Genomic DNA, 18,934 nt, shown 5'->3' on the forward strand with positions numbered 1-18,934 from the left:
AATTGAGCGTTATCATGGCGACAGCGTTCAGTATTTACAACACTTTGGTCTGAATCCTGGTGGACGTGATCGGCGGCCTGCGGCTATGTGCCGGAATAGAGCCGTGGCACGCGGCGCAGGTTGCAAAAAATCTGGTAGGGAATGGTATCGGCGGCGCTCGCCACATCGCTGGCGAGGATGTTTTTGCCCCACAACTCCACGGTCGAGCCCAGGCCGGCCTGGGGCATGTCGGTCAGGTCGATGCACAGCATGTCCATCGACACCCGCCCCAGCAGCTGGCTGCGCTGGCCGGCGACCAGCACCGGCGTGCCGGTCGGCGCGTGCCGTGGATAACCGTCGGCATAGCCCATGGCAACCACGCCGATACGCATCGGCTTGGGCGTCACGAAGCGCGCGCCATAACCCACTGGCTCGCCCGCAGGCAGCTCGCGTACGCAGATGACTTTCGACTCCAGGGTCATCACCGGCTGCAAACGCGCGGCAACTGCCTGGTCTTCGCCAAAGGGCGTCGCACCGTAAAGCATGATGCCCGGTCGTACCCAATCACTGGAAACGCTCGGCCAGCCCATCACCGACGGCGAATTGCGCAGGCTGACCTGGGCCGCCAGGCCCTGGCGCGCCGCCTCGAACACCGCGACCTGCTCATCGCTGCTGGCGCAGTCCAGCTCATCGGCACGGGCGAAGTGGCTCATCAGCACAATCTTTGCGACTTTGCCGCTGGCCAGCAGGCGCTGGTACGCATCGTGATAGTCCTTGGGATGCAGCCCAACCCGGTGCATGCCCGAATCCAGCTTCAACCACACCGTCAGCGGCTTGCTCAGGCGCGCCTGTTCAATTGCCTCCAGTTGCCACAGCGAATGCACCACGCACCACAAGTCATGCTCGATGATCAGCGGCAGCTCGTCGGCCTCGAAGAATCCTTCGAGCAACAACACCGGCCCACCAATTGCAGCGGCGCGCAGCTCCAGCGCTTCCTCGATGCAGGCCACGGCAAAACCGTCGGCCTGGTCTTCCAGGGCCAGGGCCACACGCACGGCACCATGGCCATAGGCATCGGCCTTGATCACGGCGAGGGCCTTGGCCCCGGTCAGTTCGCGGGCCAATTGGTAGTTATGGCGCAGGGCTTGTAGGTCGATCAGGGCACGGGCAGGACGCATGGCGGCAGGCTTCTAGGCGGCGGTGGGAAGAAAAAACCGGTACCGGCCAATAGCGCCGGCACCGGAAGAGGGATCGTTTATGGCAGAGCAGCCACGACGGACAGCTCCACCAGGATTTCTGGCTCACACAGCTTCGACTCGACCGTGGCACGGGCCGGGGCCACGCCTTTTGGCAGCCACTTGTCCCAAACCGCGTTCATGCCGGCAAAGTCGGCGTCGATGTCTTTGAGATAGATCGTCACCGACAGCAACTTGGTTTTGTCGGTACCGGCCAGATCCAGCAATCGCTCGATATTGGCCAGGGTTTCTCGGGTCTGCTGTTCAATCCCGGCACTCATGTCGTCGCCGACTTGTCCTGCCAGATACACGGTACCGCTGTGGACAACGATCTGGCTCATGCGCTCATTGGTGAGCTGGCGCTGGATTGACATGTTTTGTGGACTCCTGAGGGTTGCCGTAACGGGAAATATCAAGGCCTGCGGCACTGATCTGCGGGGTTTTCTTGGCCATCAGGTCCGCCAGCAGGCGACCAGAGCCACAGGCCATGGTCCAGCCGAGGGTGCCGTGGCCGGTATTCAAGAACAGGTTCTTGAAGGGCGTGGCGCCGACGATCGGCGTACCGTCCGGGGTAGTCGGACGCAGGCCGGTCCAGAAGGTGGCTTCGCTCAAATCACCGCCCTGAGGATAAAGGTCGTTGACGATCATCTCCAGGGTTTCGCGCCGGCGCGGGTTCAGCGACAGGTCAAAACCGGCTATTTCAGCCATGCCACCGACGCGGATACGGTTGTCGAAACGGGTGATCGCGACCTTGTAGGTCTCGTCGAGAATGGTCGAGGTCGGGGCCATCGCCGGGTTGGTGATCGGCACGGTCAGGGAGTAACCCTTGAGCGGATACACCGGCGCCTTGATCCCCAGCGGCTTGAGCAACTGCGGCGAGTAACTGCCCAGGGCCAGCACGTAGCGGTCGGCGGTTTCCAGCTTGCCGTCGATCCACACACCGTTGATGCGGTCGCCGGCGTGGTCCAGGCGCTGAATGTCCTGTTCAAAGCGGAACTCCACACCCAACTGCTTGCACATATCGGCCAGGCGGGTGGTGAACATCTGGCAGTCGCCGGTCTGGTCATTGGGCAGGCGCAGGGCACCGGCCAGGATATCCGTGACGCTGGCCAGGGCCGGCTCGACGCGGGCAATGCCGGCGCGGTCAAGCAGCTCGAACGGAACCCCGGACTCTTTCAGCACGGCGATATCCTTGGCCGCGCCATCGAGTTGCGCCTGGGTGCGGAACAATTGCGTAGTACCCAGGCTACGGCCTTCGTAGGCGATACCGGTTTCGGCGCGCAGTTCGTCGAGGCAGTCGCGGCTGTACTCGGACAGGCGCACCATGCGCTCTTTGTTCACCGCATAACGGTTGGCCGTGCAGTTGCGCAGCATCTGCGCCATCCACAGGTATTGGTCGATATCGGCGGTGGCCTTGATCGCCAGCGGCGCATGGCGCTGCAGCAACCACTTGATGGCCTTGAGCGGCACGCCCGGCGCGGCCCATGGCGACGCATAACCGGGCGAGACCTGGCCGGCGTTGGCGAAGCTGGTCTCCATTGCAACGGCCGGCTGACGGTCGACCACGACCACCTCAAAACCGGCACGCGCCAAATAGTAGGCACTGGCCACACCAATGACACCGCTACCCAAGACCAAAACGCGCATTTTTATATCCTCATCACGGCTTGACCGCTGACGTTTGTTGTTCAGCACAAAGATGTGGGCAGTATAAAAAGCAATGGCCAGTGCATTTCACTATATAAGTGCCTATATTTGGCGACAATTCTCGGCAAAAACCCTTTTCACGGAGGAGCATCCCCTATGCGGACCAATACCCAGACCAAGCGGGAGCTGGACAAGATCGACCGCAACATCCTGCGCATCCTGCAGGCCGACGGGCGGATTTCGTTTACCGAGCTGGGGGAGAAGGTCGGGCTGTCGACCACGCCTTGCACCGAACGGGTCCGGCGCCTGGAGCGCGAGGGGATCATCATGGGCTACAACGCCCGCCTCAATCCGCAGCACTTGAAGGGTAGCCTGCTGGTGTTTGTCGAGATCAGCCTCGACTACAAATCCGGCGATACCTTCGAAGAATTCCGACGTGCCGTGCTGAAACTGCCCCATGTGCTGGAGTGTCACCTGGTCTCAGGGGATTTCGACTATCTGGTGAAGGCGCGGATCTCCGAGATGGCTTCGTACCGCAAACTGCTGGGCGACATCCTGCTCAAGCTGCCCCATGTGCGCGAATCCAAGAGCTATATCGTGATGGAAGAGGTGAAGGAGAGCCTGAACCTGCCGATCCCGGATTGACGCCCCTACCGTGTAGGAGCCGGCTTGCCGGCGATGAGGCCCTGGAGTCATGCATTCAATTGAACGACGCCATCGCCGGCAAGCCGGCTCCTACAAGGGGAGCAGTCAGACCAGGACCTGCCGGGTGGTCGCCATGTACTCGTGGATCTGCTTCTCCACCCGCGGGTGAATCAACTCCACCGGGCCACGGTTGTTGGGGCATGGCAGGCTGGGGGTAGTACCAAACAGCCGGCAGATCAGCGGGCGTTCGTCGTACACCGTGCAGCCGTCGGGGCCCAGGTGTACGCAATTGAGCTCATCCATGGCCGCTTCCTGCTCGGCCGCCGTCTTGCGCGGCAGGCGCGACATTTCCTCGGTGGATGTAGTCACCGGCCCACAGCAATCATGGCAACCCGGCACACACTCGAACGAGGGAATCTGCCGGCGCAGCGCGTTGACTTTCTGGCTGTTGCAACTCATCGAAACCCATACCGAACGGCGAATAGGCGTGGATTTTGCCCTAAAAGCCCCGAGTGAGACAGCTTCACCCGACCGCTGTATCCTGCGTCAAATTTTCCAAACACGGATGCTCCCCATGACCGCCAGCGCCCGGCACACCACTTCCTACTACGCCGCCAGCAGCCTGCCGCAGCCCGATTATCCGGTGCTGGCAGGCGAAGTCGTCGCCGATGTGTGCGTGGTGGGCGGCGGGTTTTCCGGGCTGAACACCGCGCTGGAGCTGGCCGAGCGCGGCTTTAGCGTGGCGCTGCTGGAGGCGCGCAAGATCGCCTGGGGCGCCAGCGGGCGCAACGGCGGGCAGTTGATTCGTGGCGTCGGTCATGGCCTGGATCAGTTTGCCAATGTAGTCGGCACCGAAGGTGTGCGGCAGATGAAGCTGATGGGCCTGGAAGCCGTGGAAATCGTGCGCCAGCGGGTCGAGCGCTTTCAGATCGATTGCGACCTGGCCTGGGGCTACTGCGACCTGGCCAACAAGCCCCGCGACCTGCAAGGCCTGGCCGCCGACGCCGAAGAACTGCACGGGCTTGGTTATCGCCATGAACTGCGCCTGCTGCAAGCCGGGGAGATGCGCAGCGTGATCGGCTCCGACCGTTACGTGGGCGGCATGATCGACATGGGCTCCGGCCACCTGCACCCGCTGAACCTGGCCCTCGGTGAAGCCGCCGCCGCGCAGCAACTGGGGGTCAGGCTGTTCGAGCAGTCCGAAGCCCTGCGCATCGACTACGGCCCGGAAGTCAAAGTCCACACCGCCCAGGGCAGCGTGCGCGCCAAGACCCTGGTGCTGGGCTGCAATGCCTATCTCAATGGCCTCAACCCGCACCTGAGCGGCAAGGTGCTGCCCGCTGGCAGCTACATCATTGCCACCCAACCCTTGAGCCCAACCCAGGCCGCCGAGTTACTGCCGCAAAACATGGCGGTGTGTGATCAGCGGGTCACGGTGGACTACTTCCGCTTGTCGGCCGACCGGCGCCTGCTGTTCGGCGGTGCTTGCCACTACTCCGGACGCGATCCCCAGGACATCGGCGCCTATATGCGGCCGAAGATGCTCAAGGTCTTCCCGCAATTGGCCGAGGCGAAGATCGACTATCAATGGGGCGGCATGATCGGCATCGGCGCCAACCGCCTGCCGCAGATTGGCCGGCTGGCTGACCAGCCCAATGTGTACTTTGCCCAGGCCTACGCCGGCCATGGCCTGAACGCCACCCACCTGGCCGGCAAACTGTTGGCCGAAGCCATCAGCGGCCAGCACAGTGGGCGCTTCGATCTGTTTGCCCAGGTGCCACACATCACCTTCCCTGGCGGCAAGCACTTGCGCTCACCGCTGCTGGCCCTGGGCATGCTCTGGCACCGCTTGAAAGAACTGCTCTGACTCAGCCGCGCCAGAACGGCTTCAAGCCTTCCCGGCGCGCTTGTTCAGTGCTCAGGCCGATGTCGCGCAGTTGCTCCGAGGTCAGGTCCAGCAAGGCCTTGCGCGTGTGGCGCCGGCGCCAGAACAGTTCCCAACGGCTCGGATTGCCAGGCGCCAGCCCGGCCAGCCCACGTTCCTGCCCTGCTTCCAGTTCCTGACTGTGTAATGCCAGCCGCACATCGCTCAAGCCACTCATTGTCTTGCCCCTCATTTGCCTGTTGCCATGAGTGACTAGAATGGACGGCACGGTAAAACCATTACAGATTCAATGATCCTTTATTAAATCCATACAGATACTGCCAACCATGGGCTGAATCCTGTATTTTCCATGCATCTGTACTGGTCCCTTGGGAGCGACCGCCATGACCCTCTACGTCAACCTCGCCGAACTGCTGGGCACCCGTATCGAACAGGGCTTCTATCGCCCCGGCGACCGCCTGCCCTCGGTGCGCGCCCTGAGCGTGGAACACGGGGTCAGCCTGAGCACCGTGCAGCAGGCTTACCGGCTGCTGGAAGACAACGGCCTGGCGACACCCAAGCCAAAATCCGGCTACTTCGTGCCTGTCGGGCGCGAGCTGCCGGCGTTGCCCGCCGTGGGTCGGCCGGCCCAGCGCCCGGTGGAGATTTCCCAGTGGGACCAGGTGCTGGAACTGGTCCGCGCGGTGCCGCGCAAAGATGTCATACAGATGGGCCGAGGCATGCCGGATGTACTGTCGCCGACCATCAAGCCGCTGCTGCGCAGCCTGGCCCGGGTGAGCCGGCGCCAGGACCTGCCAGGCCTGTACTACGACAATATCTACGGCTGTATGGAACTGCGCGAGCAAATCGCCCGTCTGTCATTGGATTCCGGCTGCCAGCTCGACGCCCAGGACATCGTGATCACCACCGGCTGCCATGAGGCGCTGTCCTCCAGCATCCGTGCGATTTGCGAGCCTGGCGATATCGTCGCCGTCGACTCGCCAAGCTTTCATGGCGCCATGCAGACCCTCAAGGGCCTGGGCATGAAAGCCCTGGAAATCCCCACCGACCCGCTCACCGGCATCAGCCTCGAAGCCCTGGAAATGGCCCTGGAACAATGGCCGATCAAAGTCATCCAGTTGACCCCCAACTGCAACAACCCCCTGGGCTACATCATGCCCGAGGCCCGCAAACGGGCGCTGCTGACCCTGGCCCAGCGCTTTGACGTGGCAATCATCGAAGACGATGTGTATGGCGAACTGGCCTACAGCTACCCGCGACCACGCACCATCAAATCCTTCGACGAAGATGGCCGCGTCCTACTCTGCAGTTCCTTCTCCAAAACCCTGGCCCCCGGCCTGCGGATCGGCTGGGTAGCCCCTGGCCGCTATCTGGAGCGGGTGCTGCACATGAAGTACATCAGCACCGGCTCCACCGCCACCCAACCGCAGATCGCCATTGCCGAGTTCCTCAAAAACGGGCACTTCGAGCCGCATTTACGGCGGATGCGCAGCCAATACCAGCGCAATCGCGACCTGATGCTCGATTGGGTCAGCCGCTATTTCCCCGCCGGCACCCGCGCCAGCCGGCCCCAGGGCAGCTTTATGCTGTGGGTGGAACTGCCCGAGGGCTTCGACACCCTCAGGCTCAACCGCGCCCTGGTCGAGCAAGGCGTACAGATTGCCGTGGGCAGCATCTTTTCTGCCTCGGGCAAATATCGGAACTGCCTGCGGATGAACTACGCTGCCAAGCCAACACCCCAGATTGAAGAGGCGGTGCGCAAGGTCGGGGCCACGGCGATCAAGATGCTCGCCGAAGCCGAACAGCGGGTGGACTGACCTTTTGCCAGCAATCACCGTCATATGCCCACCACCGCCCTGATTCGGAACCTGCCTCCTTGATGAGCCAACGGCTGTTAGCGCTTCTTTTGCTGGGGTTCTTGGGCCTGGGCGGTTGCGCCACCCTCAACGTACCCCGCGTACCCAGCGAAGCGCTGCCGGCCACGCAGTCCGCCTTCGGCCGCTCGATCCAGGCCCAGGCCGCGCCCTATCAGGGCCGCTCCGGGTTCCGCCTGCTGCCCAACAGCAGCGAAGCGTTCATGGCCCGCGCCGAACTGATCCGCAATGCCCAGACCAGCCTCGACCTGCAGTACTACATTGTCCATGACGGCATCAGCACGCGCATGCTGGTGGACGAGTTGCTCACCACGGCCGACCGGGGCGTGCGGGTGCGCATCCTCCTGGACGACACCACCAGCGACGGTCTGGACCAGATCATCGCCACCCTGGCCGCGCACCCGCAGATCCAGATTCGCCTGTTCAACCCCTTGCACCTGGGGCGCAGCACCGGCGTGACGCGGGCCATGGGTCGGCTGTTCAACCTATCGCTGCAACACCGGCGCATGCACAACAAGCTGTGGCTGGCGGACAACAGCGTGGCGATAGTCGGCGGGCGCAACCTGGGGGATGAGTATTTCGATGCCGAGCCCAACCTGAACTTCACCGATATCGACATGCTCAGCGTCGGGCCTGTGGCCGAACAACTGGGCCACAGCTTTGACCAGTACTGGAACAGTGCACTGAGCAAACCCATCGCCGACTTTATCTCCAGCGCCCCCTCCTCCCGCGACCTGGCCACCGCGCGCGGGCTCCTGGAGAAGTCCCTGGCCGAGTCGCGCCAGCAAAACCATGCCCTGTACAACCGTCTGCGCACCTACCAGACCCGGCCCCGCATGGACATCTGGCGCCGAGAACTGATCTGGGCCTGGAACCAGGCACTGTGGGATGCACCGAGCAAGGTCCTGGCCAAGGCCGATCCCGACCCGCAACTGCTGCTCACCACTCAACTGGGGCCAGAACTGGAAGGCGTGCACAGTGAACTGATGATGATTTCGGCCTACTTCGTCCCCGGTCAGCCGGGCCTGGTGTACCTCACCGGGCGCGCAGACGCGGGTGTGGACGTACGCCTGCTGACCAACGCCCTGGAAGCCACCGACGTGCCGGCGGTGCATGGCGGCTATGCGCCCTATCGCAAGGCGCTGCTGGAACACGGGGTGAAGTTGTACGAACTGCGCCGCCAACCGGGCGACGGCGGCGGCAGTGGCCCGCACCTGCTGGGTAGCCGCGCGCTGCATGGCTCGGACTCCAGCCTGCACAGCAAGGCGATGATCTTTGATCGGCAGAAGTCGTTTATCGGCTCATTCAATTTCGATCCGCGCTCGGTGCTGTGGAACACCGAGGTCGGGGTGCTGGTGGACAGTCCTGAGCTGGCCGAACACGTGCGCAACCTGGCCCTGCAAGGGATGGCGCCCGCCTTGAGTTATGAGGCGAAACTGCAGCAGGGCCAGGTGGTCTGGGTGACGGAAGATAACGGCCAGTTGCACACCCTGACCCGCGAGCCGGGTAGCTGGTGGCGCCGGCTCAATGCCTGGTTCGCTACCACCGTGGGCCTGGAGCGCATGCTCTAACCCCTGTAAGAGCCGGCTTGCCGGCGATAGCGGCGGGTCAGCTAAGTTGCTATCGCCGGCAAGCCGGCTCCTACAGGTTTACCTAGGCTGGCTGCTCAACGCCAAACGCTCCTTGGCGCAACAACAGAATCACCAGCCCCAAGGCCCCCGCCGCCATCAACAACGGCAACGCATGCCCGCTGATCCACTGGCTGCCAGCCCCCGCTACCAGTGGGCCGATCAGGCAACCAATACCCCACAACTGCGCGATATGGGCATTGGCCCGCACCAGCGCATCATCACGGTAGCGTTCGCCGATCAGGATTAACGACAAGGTAAACAAGCCCCCGGCACTGGCACCGAACAGCACCCAGATCGGCCAGATCAGCCAGGTATCGAGCAACGGCGCAATCGCCAGGCTCGACAGCAGCAACAGCACCGCGCAGCCCAGAAACAGGGTGCGCCTTGGCAGGTAATCGGCCAGGGCGCCAATCGGCAATTGCAGCAGGGCATCGCCGACGACCACGGTGCTGACCATCGCCAGCGCCACCTCGGCGGTAAAGCCCTGTTGCAGGCAATACACCGGTAATAGCGTCAGAATCATCGCTTCGAACGCGGCAAACAGCGCCACCGCCCAGGCAATCGCCGGCAAGCCACGGCAAAAACCCCACAAGTCGCCAAAGGTCACGCTGAAGGCTTCTGCCGTCGGCGCCCCGCTGCGCCCCAGGAGCAGGACCGGCGCAACGATCAACAGGCCGACACCAACCCAGAAACCATAGTCATGCTCGGTGCCCAGCACACCGAGCAACAACGGCCCCGACAGCTGGCTCAAGGCGTAGGTACAGCCATACAGCGCCACCAGCCGGCCACGCCACTGCTCCACCACCAACTGGTTGATCCAGCTCTCGCCGAGGATAAACACGATGGTCAGGATCACCCCGATCATCAACCGCAGCACCAGCCACACCGGATAGCTGGGCAGTACCGCCAGTAAACCGATGGAAATCGCCCCGGCCCACAGGCACAGGCGCATCAGGTTCGCCGTGCCCAACCAGGAGGCCAGGCGACTGGACACCTTGGCGCCCAACAACACACCGAATGCCGGCATGGCCGCCATGATGCCGATGGCAAAGTTGCCATAGCCCCAGCTTTCCAGGCGCAGGGACACCAACGGCATGCTCACGCCCAGGGCGAGGCCGACGCTGAGTACCGACGCCAGGACGGCGAAGTAAGTCGCCCAACGCATTGCCACGCTCCTGTGGGTTATTTCCAGATCACGCAAAATACTGTGGGAGCGGGCTGGCCCGCGATGAGGGAGTACCAGCCAACTCATGAGTGACTGATATACCGCTATCGCGGGCAAGCCCGCTCCCACATTTGGGTCTACTGCAGCTTGGGCCCGGAGTCCGGACTTACAGCTTGATCCAGGTCGCCTTCAGCTCGGTGTACTTGTCGAACGCGTGCAGCGACTTGTCGCGACCGTTGCCCGACTGCTTGAACCCACCAAACGGCGCAGTCATGTCGCCGCCATCGTACTGGTTGACCCACACGCTACCGGCGCGCAGGGCCTTGGCGGTCAGGTGAGCCTTGGAGATATCCGAAGTCCAGACTGCAGCGGCCAGGCCATACGGCGTGTCGTTGGCAATCGCCACCGCTTCTTCAGCACTGTCGAAAGTCAGCACCGACAGCACCGGGCCAAAGATCTCTTCCTGGGCAATTTTCATGGCGTTGGTCACGCCGTCGAAAATCGTCGGCTCGACATAAGTACCACCGGTCTCCTGCAGGGTGCGCTTGCCACCGGCCACCAGCTTGGCGCCATCGGCGTGCCCGGCCTCGATGTACGACAGCACGGTGTTCATCTGTTGGGTATCCACCAGCGCACCGACATTAGTCGCCGGGTCCAGCGGGTTGCCCGGCTTCCAGCCCTTGAGGGCCTCGATCACCATTGGCAGGAATTTGTCCTTGATCGAACGCTCCACCAGCAGGCGCGAGCCGGCCGTGCAGACTTCGCCCTGGTTGAAGGCGATGGCGCCCGCAGCGGATTCGGCGGCGGCTTGCAGGTCCGGGGCATCGGCAAACACGATGTTCGGGCTCTTGCCGCCGGCTTCCAGCCAGACGCGTTTCATGTTCGATTCGCCGGAGTAGATCATCAGTTGCTTGGCGATCTTGGTCGAACCGGTGAACACCAAAGTGTCGACGTCCATATGCAGCGCCAGGGCCTTGCCGACAGTGTGGCCATAACCCGGCAGCACGTTGAGCACGCCTTTGGGGATACCGGCTTCAACGGCCAGGGCGGCGATGCGGATGGCAGTCAGCGGGGATTTTTCCGAGGGCTTGAGCACGACCGAGTTACCGGTGGACAGAGCCGGCCCCAGCTTCCAGCAGGCCATCATCAGCGGGAAGTTCCACGGCACGATGGCCGCCACTACGCCGACGGGCTCGCGGGTCACCAGGCCCAGTTGGTCATGGGGGGTGGCGGCCACTTCATCGTAAATCTTGTCGATGGCCTCGCCGCTCCAGCTCAGGGCTTGCGCCGCGCCAGGGATGTCGATGCCCAGGGAGTCGCCGATGGGCTTGCCCATGTCCAGGGTTTCGAGCAGGGCCAGCTCTTCGGCATTGGCCTTGAGCAGCGCGGCGAAACGGATCATGGTGGCTTTGCGCTTGGCCGGGGCCAGGCGTGACCAGGCACCGGAGTTGAAGGTGGCGCGGGCGTTTTCCACGGCGCGCTGGGCGTCGGCGACGTCACAGCTGGCAACCGTGGTCAGCAGGCGGCCATCGACCGGGCTGAGGCATTCGAACGTGTCGCCGGAAACCGCGGCGGTGTATTCGCCATTGATGTAGGCGCGGCCTTCGATCTTCAGGTCCTTGGCGCGTTGTTCCCAGTCGGCACGGGTCAGGGTGGTCATGCGAGTGTCCTCCTCTTATTAAATATAAGGGCCCGGCGTTATAACCGCTCCCTTCCAAATGCTTGCCCGGCCAGCCAGCTATTCGGTCCGAGGCACCCGCCACCCTAAACCAGCCGCAAGGGATGTTTCAATATATTTGACATAACCGCGGCAAACGCCCTTGCGATGTTCATTTTAATAAACATAGACTTTGGCTCTCCAACCCCAGGCCTAGATGGGATACGTGCATGAACATTCAGGATGTCGTCGATTTCAGCCAGGCGAACACCGCCGCCGAACGCTACCGCCCCGCCACAGAAAAAATCCTCAAGGGCGACCCCGAGCAGACGCTCTACAACCACTACAACAGCCCGTGCGGCCAGATGAACGCCGGGGTCTGGGAAGGTGAAGTCGGGCAATGGAAGGTGAACTACACCGAACACGAGTACTGCGAGATCGTGCAGGGGGTTTCGGTGCTACGCGATGCCGAGGGCAACGCCAAGACCTTGCGCGCCGGTGACCGCTTCGTGATCCCGGCCGGGTTCAGTGGCACCTGGGAAGTGCTGGAGCCGTGCCGCAAGATCTACGTGGTGTTCGAAGAAAAGGCCTGATCGGTCGAGCGCGACTTTTCAAAAGGCAAAAAAAACCCGCATCGTGAGATACGGGTTTTTTTCACAAGAAAGAAAACCAATTACTTGATTTTGCCTTCTTTGTAGATCACGTGCTTGCGAACGCGCGGGTCGAACATTTTCTTTTCGAGCTTGTCCGGGGTAGTACGCTTGTTCTTGTCGGTAGTGTAGAAGTGACCAGTACCGGCGCTAGAGATCATTCGAATCAATTCACGCATGATTTAGCTCCTTAGATTTTGCCGTCGCGGCGCAGTTCAGCGAGCACGACAGTGATGCCACGCTTGTCGATGATACGCATGCCTTTGGCAGATACGCGCAGACGGACAAAACGTTTCTCTTCTTCAACCCAGAAGCGGTGATGCTGCAGGTTTGGCAGGAAACGACGACGGGTTTTGTTGTTTGCGTGGGAAATGTTATTCCCAGTCACCGGACCCTTACCGGTAACTTGACAGACTCTCGACATGCCTCAGCCCTCTAAAACCACATGCCCAACCCGGCATGGGTTGGCCGCTTAATCTCTCAGTCATTTGGCGCCAGGCGCCGCGTTTCTTTAAGGGTCTTACCGGCTACACCTACAGTGAAGGAACCGGGCCCCTAGAAAAGAGCGCTGCTTTATACCAGAAAGACCCCAGTGCAACAACAGCCGGTGTGTTTTTCCCGCTGTAAATCTCGCCCGAACAGCTCTCAAGCGCTGACAGGGTGGGCCGCCGTGCTGGCGAACCGCTCGTCGCACCAAATGATTTATCGCCGCTACTTGTAGGCCAAGGCCCCGGGCAAAATGACCTGAGGCGCCATCAAAACAGTATTTGCTGCAAATGCACAGGCAAAAATGGGCTAGTCATTTGTGAATCAGGCCACTACGGTAGGCCTTTTCCAGACTGCACTCGCAGATGGGCCTCCGATCTGCAAAGGAAACCGACCATGCGCCTCGCTGCCCTGCCACTCCTGCTCGCCCCGCTCTTTCTCGCCCCGCTGGCCCAGGCGGCCTCCACGTTGAGCGTCTGCACCGAGGCCAGCCCCGAAGGGTTCGATGTGGTGCAGTACAACTCCCTGACCACCACCAACGCCTCGGCGGATGTGTTGATGAACCGCCTGGTGGACTTCGACGCTGCAAGCGGCAAGCTGGTGCCGAGCCTGGCCGACAGCTGGGAAGTCTCGCCAGACGGCCTGACCTACACCTTTAAATTGCATCCGGACGTGAAATTTCACCGTACCGCGTATTTCAACCCAAGCCGCAGCCTCACCGCCGAAGACGTACGCTTCAGCTTCGAGCGCATGCTCGACCCGGCCAACCCCTGGCACCAGATTGCCCAGAGCGGCTTCCCTCACGCCCAGTCGCTACAACTGCCGGCGCTGATCAAGAAGATCGACGCCCTCGACCCGCTGACCGTGCGTTTTACCCTGAATCACGCCGACTCCACGTTCCTCGCCGCGCTGAGCATGGGCTTTGCCTCGATCTACCCGGCCGAATACGCCGACAAGCTGCTCAAGGCCGGCACCCCGGAGAAGCTCAATAGCCAACCCATCGGCACCGGGCCCTTCGTTTTTGGGCGTTTCCAGAAAGATGCGGCCATTCGCTACAAGGCCAACCCGGATTACTTTGCCGGCAAACCGGCTGTGGATAACTTGATCTTTGCGATCACCCCGGACGCCAACGTGCGCCTGCAGAAACTGCGCCGGGATGAGTGCCAGATCGCCTTGTCACCCAAGCCCCTGGATATCGGCGAGGCGCAAAAGGATGCGGCGCTCAAGGTGGAAAAGACCGCAGCCTTCATGACCGCCTTTGTGGCCATCAACAGCCAGCACCCTCCGCTGGACAAGCCAGAAGTGCGCCAGGCGATAAACCTGGCCTTCGACAAGGCCAGCTACCTCAAGGCCGTGTTTGAAGGCACCGCCGAAGCCGCCACCGGCCCCTATCCGCCCAATACCTGGAGCTTTGCCAAGGAATTGCCGGGTTATCCACAGGACATCGCCAAGGCCAAGGCCCTGCTGGCACGTGCCGGCTTGAGTGACGGCTTCAAGACCACCATTTGGACCCGGCCCTCGGGCAGCCTGCTCAACCCCAACCCAAGCCTGGGCGCCCAGTTGTTGCAGGCGGACCTGGCCAAGGTCGGCATCCAGGCCGAGATCCGCGTGATCGAATGGGGCGAGCTGATCCGCCGCGCCAAGGCGGGCGAGCACGACCTGCTGTTTATGGGCTGGGCCGGCGACAACGGCGACCCGGATAACTTCCTGACCCCGCAGTTTTCCTGCGCAGCGGTCAAATCCGGCACCAACTTCGCCCGCTACTGCGACCCCGCGCTGGATAAGCTGATCAGTGCCGGCAAGACCACCAACGAGCAAGGCGTGCGCAGCAAGCTGTACCAGCAGGCGCAGGCGCAGATCCAGCAGCAGGCACTGTGGTTGCCACTGGCCCACCCGACGGCCTTTGCCCTGACACGCAAGAGTATCGAGGGGTATCAGGTCAGCCCGTTTGGGCGCCAGGACTTCTCCAAGGTCAGCGTAAAACCCTGACCCGGCCTTTGTAGGAGCCGGCAAGCCGGCTCCTACAAGAGGTTGCGTTACAGCCAGCCATATTCAGCCATCGACAGCGGGTCACCGTCGCCGACAATGATGTGGTCCAGTACCCGCACGTCCACCAGATCCAGGGCCTTTTGCAGCACTTTGGTCAATTTTCGATCAGCAACGCTCGGCTCGGCATTCCCGGAGGGATGGTTGTGGCACAGGATCAAGGCCGCCGCGTTGTAGTCCAGGGCGCGCTTGACCACTTGTCGCGGGTAGACCGTGGCGTTGTCGATGGTGCCCTGGAACAGCGCCTCGAAACCCAGCACCCGATGCCTGGAGTCGAGAAACAGGCAGCCAAATATCTCGTGGGGCTGGTGGCGCAGCAGGGCCTTGAGGTAATCACGCACGGCTACCGGGCTTTCCAGAACCGACTCGTTACGCACATGCTCGGCCAGATGGCGCCGCCCCATTTCCAGTACCGCCTGCAACTGGGCGAACTTGGCCGGCCCCAGGCCCAGGTGCTGGATGAATACGGCCTGGCGCGCCTCCAGCAGCGTACGCAGGCTGCCAAACTGCCCCAACAGGTGGCGCGCCAGGTCCACCGCGCTTTTACCCGAGACACCGGTACGCAGGAAAATCGCCAGCAACTCGGCATCCGAGAGGCTCTGCGCGCCCAACTCCAAAAGCTTCTCCCGCGGACGCTCCGCCGCAGGCCAATTGCGAATACTCATGGCACCTCCGTGTGCATGTGCGCCGCTGTTGCATGGCGGACGCTGTGTTATCTTAGCCGCTCTTTTTTGCGCGCGATTTCACCCTGGGGAGGGGGGATCGCAACGCCATCACTGAACTGGAAAGGCAAACCAATGCAGCGTCTGTATCGGAAACGCATCGTTCTCGGCGTCGGCGGCGGCATTGCCGCCTACAAGAGTGCAGAGTTGGTTCGCAGGCTCCTGGACCAGGGCGCCGAAGTGCGCGTGGTCATGACCCGTGGCGGCAGTGAGTTCATTACCCCACTGACCATGCAGGCACTGTCTGGCCACCCGGTACACCTGGACCTGCTGGACCCGGCTGCCGAAGCCGCCATGGGCCATATCGAACTGGCCAAATGGGCCGACCTGGTGCTGATCGCACCCGCCACCGCCGACCTCATCGCGCGCCTCGCCCAAGGTATTGCCGACGACCTGCTGACCACGCTGGTACTGGCCACCGACGCCACCGTCGCCATCGCCCCGGCGATGAACCAGGCCATGTGGCGCGACCCGGCCACCCAGGCCAACACCCAATTGCTGCAAAGCCGTGGCCTCAAGGTTTTTGGCCCGGCCTCCGGCAGCCAGGCCTGTGGTGACGTCGGCCTGGGCCGCATGCTCGAAGCCACGGACCTGGCGCTGTGCGCCGCCGAGTGTTTCCAGCACCTGGCCCTGACCGGCAAGCACGTGTTGATTACCGCCGGCCCGACCCAGGAAAACATCGACCCGGTGCGCTACATCACCAACCATAGCTCAGGGAAAATGGGCTTTGCCCTGGCTGAGGCGGCGGTTGAGGCAGGCGCGCGCGTGACCCTGGTCACCGGCCCGGTGCATCTGCCAACCCCGGACCGGGTCACCCGCATCGACGTCGTCAGCGCCCGCGACATGCTCGCGGCCTGTGAGGCGGCGATTCCCTGTGATGTGTTTATCGCTTCGGCAGCGGTCGCAGACTACCGCCCGGAAGTGGTTGCGCCGCAAAAACTCAAGAAAGACCCTACAAGCGGCGATGGCCTGCTCCTGCAAATGGTCCGCAACCCGGACATTCTGGCCACCATTGCCACCCGCGCCGATCGTCCGTTCAGCGTCGGTTTCGCCGCCGAGACCGAAAACCTGCTGGACTACGCCGCACGCAAACTGAAAGACAAAAACCTCGACCTGATCGTTGCCAATGATGTTGCCAACCCCAGCATCGGCTTCAACAGCGAGGAAAACGCCTGCAGCGTGATTGACCGCGAGCTGCACGCCACCCTTTTCGCCCAGACCAGCAAGGGCAAGATTGCCCGCCAACTGATCTCTTTTATCGCCCAACGGCTGAACCAGGTTTAATTTCCATGCACGCTTTGCAAGCCAAGATCCTCGACCCCCGCATCGGCACCGACTTCCCACTGCCGGCCTACGCCACACCCGGCTCCGCCGGCCTGGACCTGCGCGCCATGCTCAAGCAAGACACCGTCCTTGAGCCGGGCCAGACCCTGCTGATCCCTACCGGCCTGTCGATCTACGTCGGCGACCCTGGCCTGGCTGCGTTGATCCTGCCGCGCTCGGGCCTTGGCCACAAACACGGGATAGTGCTGGGTAACCTGGTGGGCCTGATCGACTCCGACTACCAAGGTGAGCTGATGGTCTCGTGCTGGAACCGTGGCCAGACCGCCTTCAACATCGCCGTCGGCGAGCGTATCGCCCAACTGGTGCTGGTACCGGTGGTGCAGGCGCATTTCGAGCTGGTGACCGAGTTCGACGAAACCCAGCGCGGCGCAGGCGGTTTCGGGCATTCCGGCAGCCACTGACTACGCTCAGGCATGCCGGGCGCAGCGTCCGGTATGCCCCAGTGGCACTTTCGCACTACGAACTCTAGGGCTAAAACGCCGTCTTACCCTTCAGTTTGAGCCTGCCGGTCGCCGCACTCAGGCCTGTCCGCCCCGTATCGATGGAGTTTCCCAGTGATGAGCAACGCAGCCCCAGTCGCACCGACGTTTCCCGACAGCATTTTCCGCGCCTACGACATCCGTGGCGTCGTCCCGAAAACCCTGACCGCCGAAACCGCCTACTGGATCGGCCGCGCCATCGGCTCCCAAAGCCTGGCCCAGGGCGAGCCCAACGTCTCGGTGGGACGTGACGGTCGCCTGTCCGGCCCCGAGTTGGTGGAGCGCCTGATCCAGGGCCTGGCCGACAGCGGCTGCCATGTCAGTGACGTAGGCCTGGTGCCAACGCCGGCGCTGTATTACGCCGCTAACGTGCTGGCCGGCAAATCCGGCGTGATGCTCACTGGCAGCCACAACCCATCGGACTACAACGGCTTCAAGATCGTGATTGCCGGCGACACCCTGGCCAACGAGCAGATCCAGGCCCTGCACACTCGCCTCAAGACCAATGACCTGACCAGCGGCCAGGGCAGCATCACCCAGGTCGATATCCTCCAGCGCTATTCGGACGAAATCACCCGGGACGTCAAGCTCCAGCGCCGCCTGAAAGTCGTGGTGGACTGCGGCAACGGCGCAGCCGGCGTGATCGCCCCGCAACTGCTCGAAGCCCTGAACTGCGAAGTGATCCCGCTGTTCTGCGACGTCGACGGCAACTTCCCCAACCATCACCCCGACCCTGGCAAGCCTGAAAACCTGGTGGACCTGATCGCCAAGGTCGCAGAAGTGGGCGCCGATGTCGGCCTGGCCTTCGATGGCGACGGCGACCGCGTGGGCGTGGTGACCAACACCGGCAGCATCGTGTTCCCCGACCGCCTGCTGATGCTGTTCGCCCGCGACGTGGTTGCACGCAACCCAGGCGCCGAGATCATCTTCGACGTCAAGTGCACCCGGCGCCTGACGCCGTTGATCAAGGAATATGGCGGCCGCCCACTGATGTGGAAGACCGGTCATTCGTTGATCAAAAAGAAAATGAAAGAAACCGGCGCCCTGCTGGCCGGCGAAATGAGCGGCCATGTGTTCTTCAAGGAACGCTGGTTCGGTTTTGACGACGGCATCTACAGCGCCGCCCGCCTGCTGGAAATCCTCAGCAAGGAGAAATCCAGCGCTGAAGACTTGTTCGAGACCTTCCCGAACGATATTTCTACGCCGGAAATCAATATCCATGTGACCGAAGAGAGCAAATTCAGCATCATTGACGCATTGCACGATGCGCAATGGGGTGAAGGCGCCAACCTGACCACCATTGATGGTGTGCGAGTCGATTATGCCGAAGGCTGGGGCCTGGTTCGCGCGTCCAACACCACTCCGGTGCTGGTCCTGCGTTTCGAGGCGGATACCGAGGCCGAGTTGCAGCGCATCAAGGACGTGTTCCACGCCCAGTTGAAACGTGTTGCCCCTGATCTCCAACTACCGTTCTGATTATTTGCCCCGG

Annotated in this window: 18 protein-coding genes and 1 pseudogene; 9 read left to right on the forward strand and 10 right to left on the reverse strand. The window is 62.4% G+C overall.

Annotation, left to right across the window (positions count from 1 at the left end; translation table 11 throughout):
• Positions 1–83: 83 nt before the first annotated feature.
• The 3 genes from alr to dadA form a co-directional block, all read right to left on the reverse strand.
• Entirely contained in the window at positions 84–1,157 is a 1,074-nt protein-coding gene (alr, locus tag HBO05_RS19380) for an alanine racemase (protein ID WP_170042072.1), read from the reverse strand.
• A gap of 77 nt (positions 1,158–1,234) precedes the next feature.
• Entirely contained in the window at positions 1,235–1,588 is a 354-nt protein-coding gene (locus tag HBO05_RS19385; RefSeq protein ID WP_032856829.1) for a RidA family protein, read from the reverse strand.
• A complete protein-coding gene (gene dadA / locus HBO05_RS19390) occupies positions 1,560–2,861 on the reverse strand; it encodes a D-amino acid dehydrogenase (protein ID WP_029289774.1) in 1,302 nt (433 codons plus the stop codon). Before dadA ends, HBO05_RS19385 begins: the two co-directional genes overlap by 29 nt.
• Before the next feature lie 156 nt (positions 2,862–3,017).
• Here dadA and HBO05_RS19395 point away from each other — a divergent pair, with 156 nt between their 5' ends.
• A complete protein-coding gene (locus HBO05_RS19395) occupies positions 3,018–3,506 on the forward strand; it encodes an Lrp/AsnC ligand binding domain-containing protein (RefSeq protein WP_003206849.1) in 489 nt (162 codons plus the stop codon).
• A gap of 105 nt (positions 3,507–3,611) precedes the next feature.
• On the opposite strand, the gene HBO05_RS19400 is transcribed toward HBO05_RS19395, so the two are convergent.
• Complete coding sequence (locus HBO05_RS19400; protein WP_169955401.1) at positions 3,612–3,965, reverse strand: YkgJ family cysteine cluster protein; 354 nt, start codon at positions 3,963–3,965, stop codon at positions 3,612–3,614.
• Between the two features lie 115 nt (positions 3,966–4,080).
• Here HBO05_RS19400 and HBO05_RS19405 point away from each other — a divergent pair, with 115 nt between their 5' ends.
• Positions 4,081–5,373, forward strand: coding sequence for an FAD-binding oxidoreductase (locus HBO05_RS19405; RefSeq protein ID WP_172313749.1), 1,293 nt, complete (start codon positions 4,081–4,083; stop codon positions 5,371–5,373).
• 1 nt (position 5,374) lies between these two features.
• Here HBO05_RS19405 and HBO05_RS19410 read toward each other — a convergent pair whose 3' ends face one another.
• Entirely contained in the window at positions 5,375–5,608 is a 234-nt protein-coding gene (locus tag HBO05_RS19410) for a DUF1127 domain-containing protein (protein WP_172313751.1), read from the reverse strand.
• A 166-nt stretch (positions 5,609–5,774) separates the two neighbouring features.
• Here HBO05_RS19410 and HBO05_RS19415 point away from each other — a divergent pair, with 166 nt between their 5' ends.
• Positions 5,775–7,208 (forward strand): PLP-dependent aminotransferase family protein, encoded by a 1,434-nt coding sequence (locus HBO05_RS19415; protein ID WP_172313753.1) that lies wholly within the window; start codon positions 5,775–5,777, stop codon positions 7,206–7,208.
• Between the two features lie 62 nt (positions 7,209–7,270).
• The gene (locus HBO05_RS19420) at positions 7,271–8,836 is read left to right on the forward strand and encodes a phospholipase D family protein (RefSeq protein ID WP_172313755.1); all 1,566 of its coding nucleotides are present in this window, start codon (positions 7,271–7,273) and stop codon (positions 8,834–8,836) included.
• Positions 8,837–8,918: 82 nt separating this feature from the next.
• Here HBO05_RS19420 and HBO05_RS19425 read toward each other — a convergent pair whose 3' ends face one another.
• Together HBO05_RS19425 and HBO05_RS19430 are read right to left on the reverse strand one after the other, a co-directional pair.
• Complete coding sequence (locus HBO05_RS19425) at positions 8,919–10,061, reverse strand: MFS transporter (protein WP_169955406.1); 1,143 nt, start codon at positions 10,059–10,061, stop codon at positions 8,919–8,921.
• 166 nt (positions 10,062–10,227) lie between these two features.
• Complete coding sequence (locus tag HBO05_RS19430) at positions 10,228–11,721, reverse strand: aldehyde dehydrogenase (protein ID WP_057440504.1); 1,494 nt, start codon at positions 11,719–11,721, stop codon at positions 10,228–10,230.
• A gap of 227 nt (positions 11,722–11,948) precedes the next feature.
• Between HBO05_RS19430 and HBO05_RS19435 the strand changes: the two genes are divergently transcribed.
• Positions 11,949–12,311, forward strand: coding sequence for a cupin domain-containing protein (locus HBO05_RS19435; protein ID WP_169955407.1), 363 nt, complete (start codon positions 11,949–11,951; stop codon positions 12,309–12,311).
• Positions 12,312–12,391: 80 nt separating this feature from the next.
• Here the strand turns inward: HBO05_RS19435 and rpmG are convergent, their stop codons facing one another.
• Positions 12,392–12,547 (reverse strand): 50S ribosomal protein L33, encoded by a 156-nt coding sequence (rpmG, locus tag HBO05_RS19440; RefSeq protein ID WP_003176906.1) that lies wholly within the window; start codon positions 12,545–12,547, stop codon positions 12,392–12,394.
• Between the two features lie 11 nt (positions 12,548–12,558).
• The gene (gene rpmB / locus HBO05_RS19445; RefSeq protein ID WP_007920377.1) at positions 12,559–12,792 is read right to left on the reverse strand and encodes a 50S ribosomal protein L28; all 234 of its coding nucleotides are present in this window, start codon (positions 12,790–12,792) and stop codon (positions 12,559–12,561) included.
• A gap of 458 nt (positions 12,793–13,250) precedes the next feature.
• On the opposite strand from rpmB, the gene HBO05_RS19450 reads away from it, so the two are divergent.
• Entirely contained in the window at positions 13,251–14,843 is a 1,593-nt protein-coding gene (locus tag HBO05_RS19450) for an ABC transporter substrate-binding protein (RefSeq protein ID WP_172313757.1), read from the forward strand.
• Between the two features lie 47 nt (positions 14,844–14,890).
• Here HBO05_RS19450 and radC read toward each other — a convergent pair whose 3' ends face one another.
• Entirely contained in the window at positions 14,891–15,565 is a 675-nt protein-coding gene (gene radC / locus HBO05_RS19455; protein ID WP_169955409.1) for a DNA repair protein RadC, read from the reverse strand.
• Positions 15,566–15,697: 132 nt separating this feature from the next.
• Here radC and coaBC point away from each other — a divergent pair, with 132 nt between their 5' ends.
• From coaBC to HBO05_RS19470, 3 genes and pseudogenes are all read left to right on the forward strand, one after another.
• Entirely contained in the window at positions 15,698–16,906 is a 1,209-nt protein-coding gene (coaBC, locus tag HBO05_RS19460; RefSeq protein ID WP_172313759.1) for a bifunctional phosphopantothenoylcysteine decarboxylase/phosphopantothenate--cysteine ligase CoaBC, read from the forward strand.
• Positions 16,907–16,911: 5 nt separating this feature from the next.
• A complete protein-coding gene (gene dut, locus HBO05_RS19465; RefSeq protein ID WP_169955410.1) occupies positions 16,912–17,367 on the forward strand; it encodes a dUTP diphosphatase in 456 nt (151 codons plus the stop codon).
• Between the two features lie 150 nt (positions 17,368–17,517).
• Positions 17,518–18,921 (forward strand): annotated as a pseudogene (locus tag HBO05_RS19470) (phosphomannomutase/phosphoglucomutase); the annotation flags it as partial.
• Positions 18,922–18,934: the final 13 nt, after the last annotated feature.

Source organism: Pseudomonas sp. WS 5079 (assembly GCF_012985465.1).
In the GTDB taxonomy this organism is placed as follows: domain Bacteria; phylum Pseudomonadota; class Gammaproteobacteria; order Pseudomonadales; family Pseudomonadaceae; genus Aquipseudomonas.

What these genes read in the sequence shown, in the direction of transcription:
- alr (WP_170042072.1), bottom strand. Translation starts at nt 1,157, where the DNA reads ATGCGTCCTGCCCGTGCCCTGATCGACCTACAAGCCCTGCGCCATAAC.
- HBO05_RS19385 (WP_032856829.1), bottom strand. Translation starts at nt 1,588, where the DNA reads ATGTCAATCCAGCGCCAGCTCACCAATGAGCGCATGAGCCAGATCGTT.
- dadA (WP_029289774.1), bottom strand. Translation starts at nt 2,861, where the DNA reads ATGCGCGTTTTGGTCTTGGGTAGCGGTGTCATTGGTGTGGCCAGTGCC.
- HBO05_RS19395 (WP_003206849.1), top strand. Translation starts at nt 3,018, where the DNA reads ATGCGGACCAATACCCAGACCAAGCGGGAGCTGGACAAGATCGACCGC.
- HBO05_RS19400 (WP_169955401.1), bottom strand. Translation starts at nt 3,965, where the DNA reads ATGAGTTGCAACAGCCAGAAAGTCAACGCGCTGCGCCGGCAGATTCCC.
- HBO05_RS19405 (WP_172313749.1), top strand. Translation starts at nt 4,081, where the DNA reads ATGACCGCCAGCGCCCGGCACACCACTTCCTACTACGCCGCCAGCAGC.
- HBO05_RS19410 (WP_172313751.1), bottom strand. Translation starts at nt 5,608, where the DNA reads ATGAGTGGCTTGAGCGATGTGCGGCTGGCATTACACAGTCAGGAACTG.
- HBO05_RS19415 (WP_172313753.1), top strand. Translation starts at nt 5,775, where the DNA reads ATGACCCTCTACGTCAACCTCGCCGAACTGCTGGGCACCCGTATCGAA.
- HBO05_RS19420 (WP_172313755.1), top strand. Translation starts at nt 7,271, where the DNA reads ATGAGCCAACGGCTGTTAGCGCTTCTTTTGCTGGGGTTCTTGGGCCTG.
- HBO05_RS19425 (WP_169955406.1), bottom strand. Translation starts at nt 10,061, where the DNA reads ATGCGTTGGGCGACTTACTTCGCCGTCCTGGCGTCGGTACTCAGCGTC.
- HBO05_RS19430 (WP_057440504.1), bottom strand. Translation starts at nt 11,721, where the DNA reads ATGACCACCCTGACCCGTGCCGACTGGGAACAACGCGCCAAGGACCTG.
- HBO05_RS19435 (WP_169955407.1), top strand. Translation starts at nt 11,949, where the DNA reads ATGAACATTCAGGATGTCGTCGATTTCAGCCAGGCGAACACCGCCGCC.
- rpmG (WP_003176906.1), bottom strand. Translation starts at nt 12,547, where the DNA reads ATGCGTGAATTGATTCGAATGATCTCTAGCGCCGGTACTGGTCACTTC.
- rpmB (WP_007920377.1), bottom strand. Translation starts at nt 12,792, where the DNA reads ATGTCGAGAGTCTGTCAAGTTACCGGTAAGGGTCCGGTGACTGGGAAT.
- HBO05_RS19450 (WP_172313757.1), top strand. Translation starts at nt 13,251, where the DNA reads ATGCGCCTCGCTGCCCTGCCACTCCTGCTCGCCCCGCTCTTTCTCGCC.
- radC (WP_169955409.1), bottom strand. Translation starts at nt 15,565, where the DNA reads ATGAGTATTCGCAATTGGCCTGCGGCGGAGCGTCCGCGGGAGAAGCTT.
- coaBC (WP_172313759.1), top strand. Translation starts at nt 15,698, where the DNA reads ATGCAGCGTCTGTATCGGAAACGCATCGTTCTCGGCGTCGGCGGCGGC.
- dut (WP_169955410.1), top strand. Translation starts at nt 16,912, where the DNA reads ATGCACGCTTTGCAAGCCAAGATCCTCGACCCCCGCATCGGCACCGAC.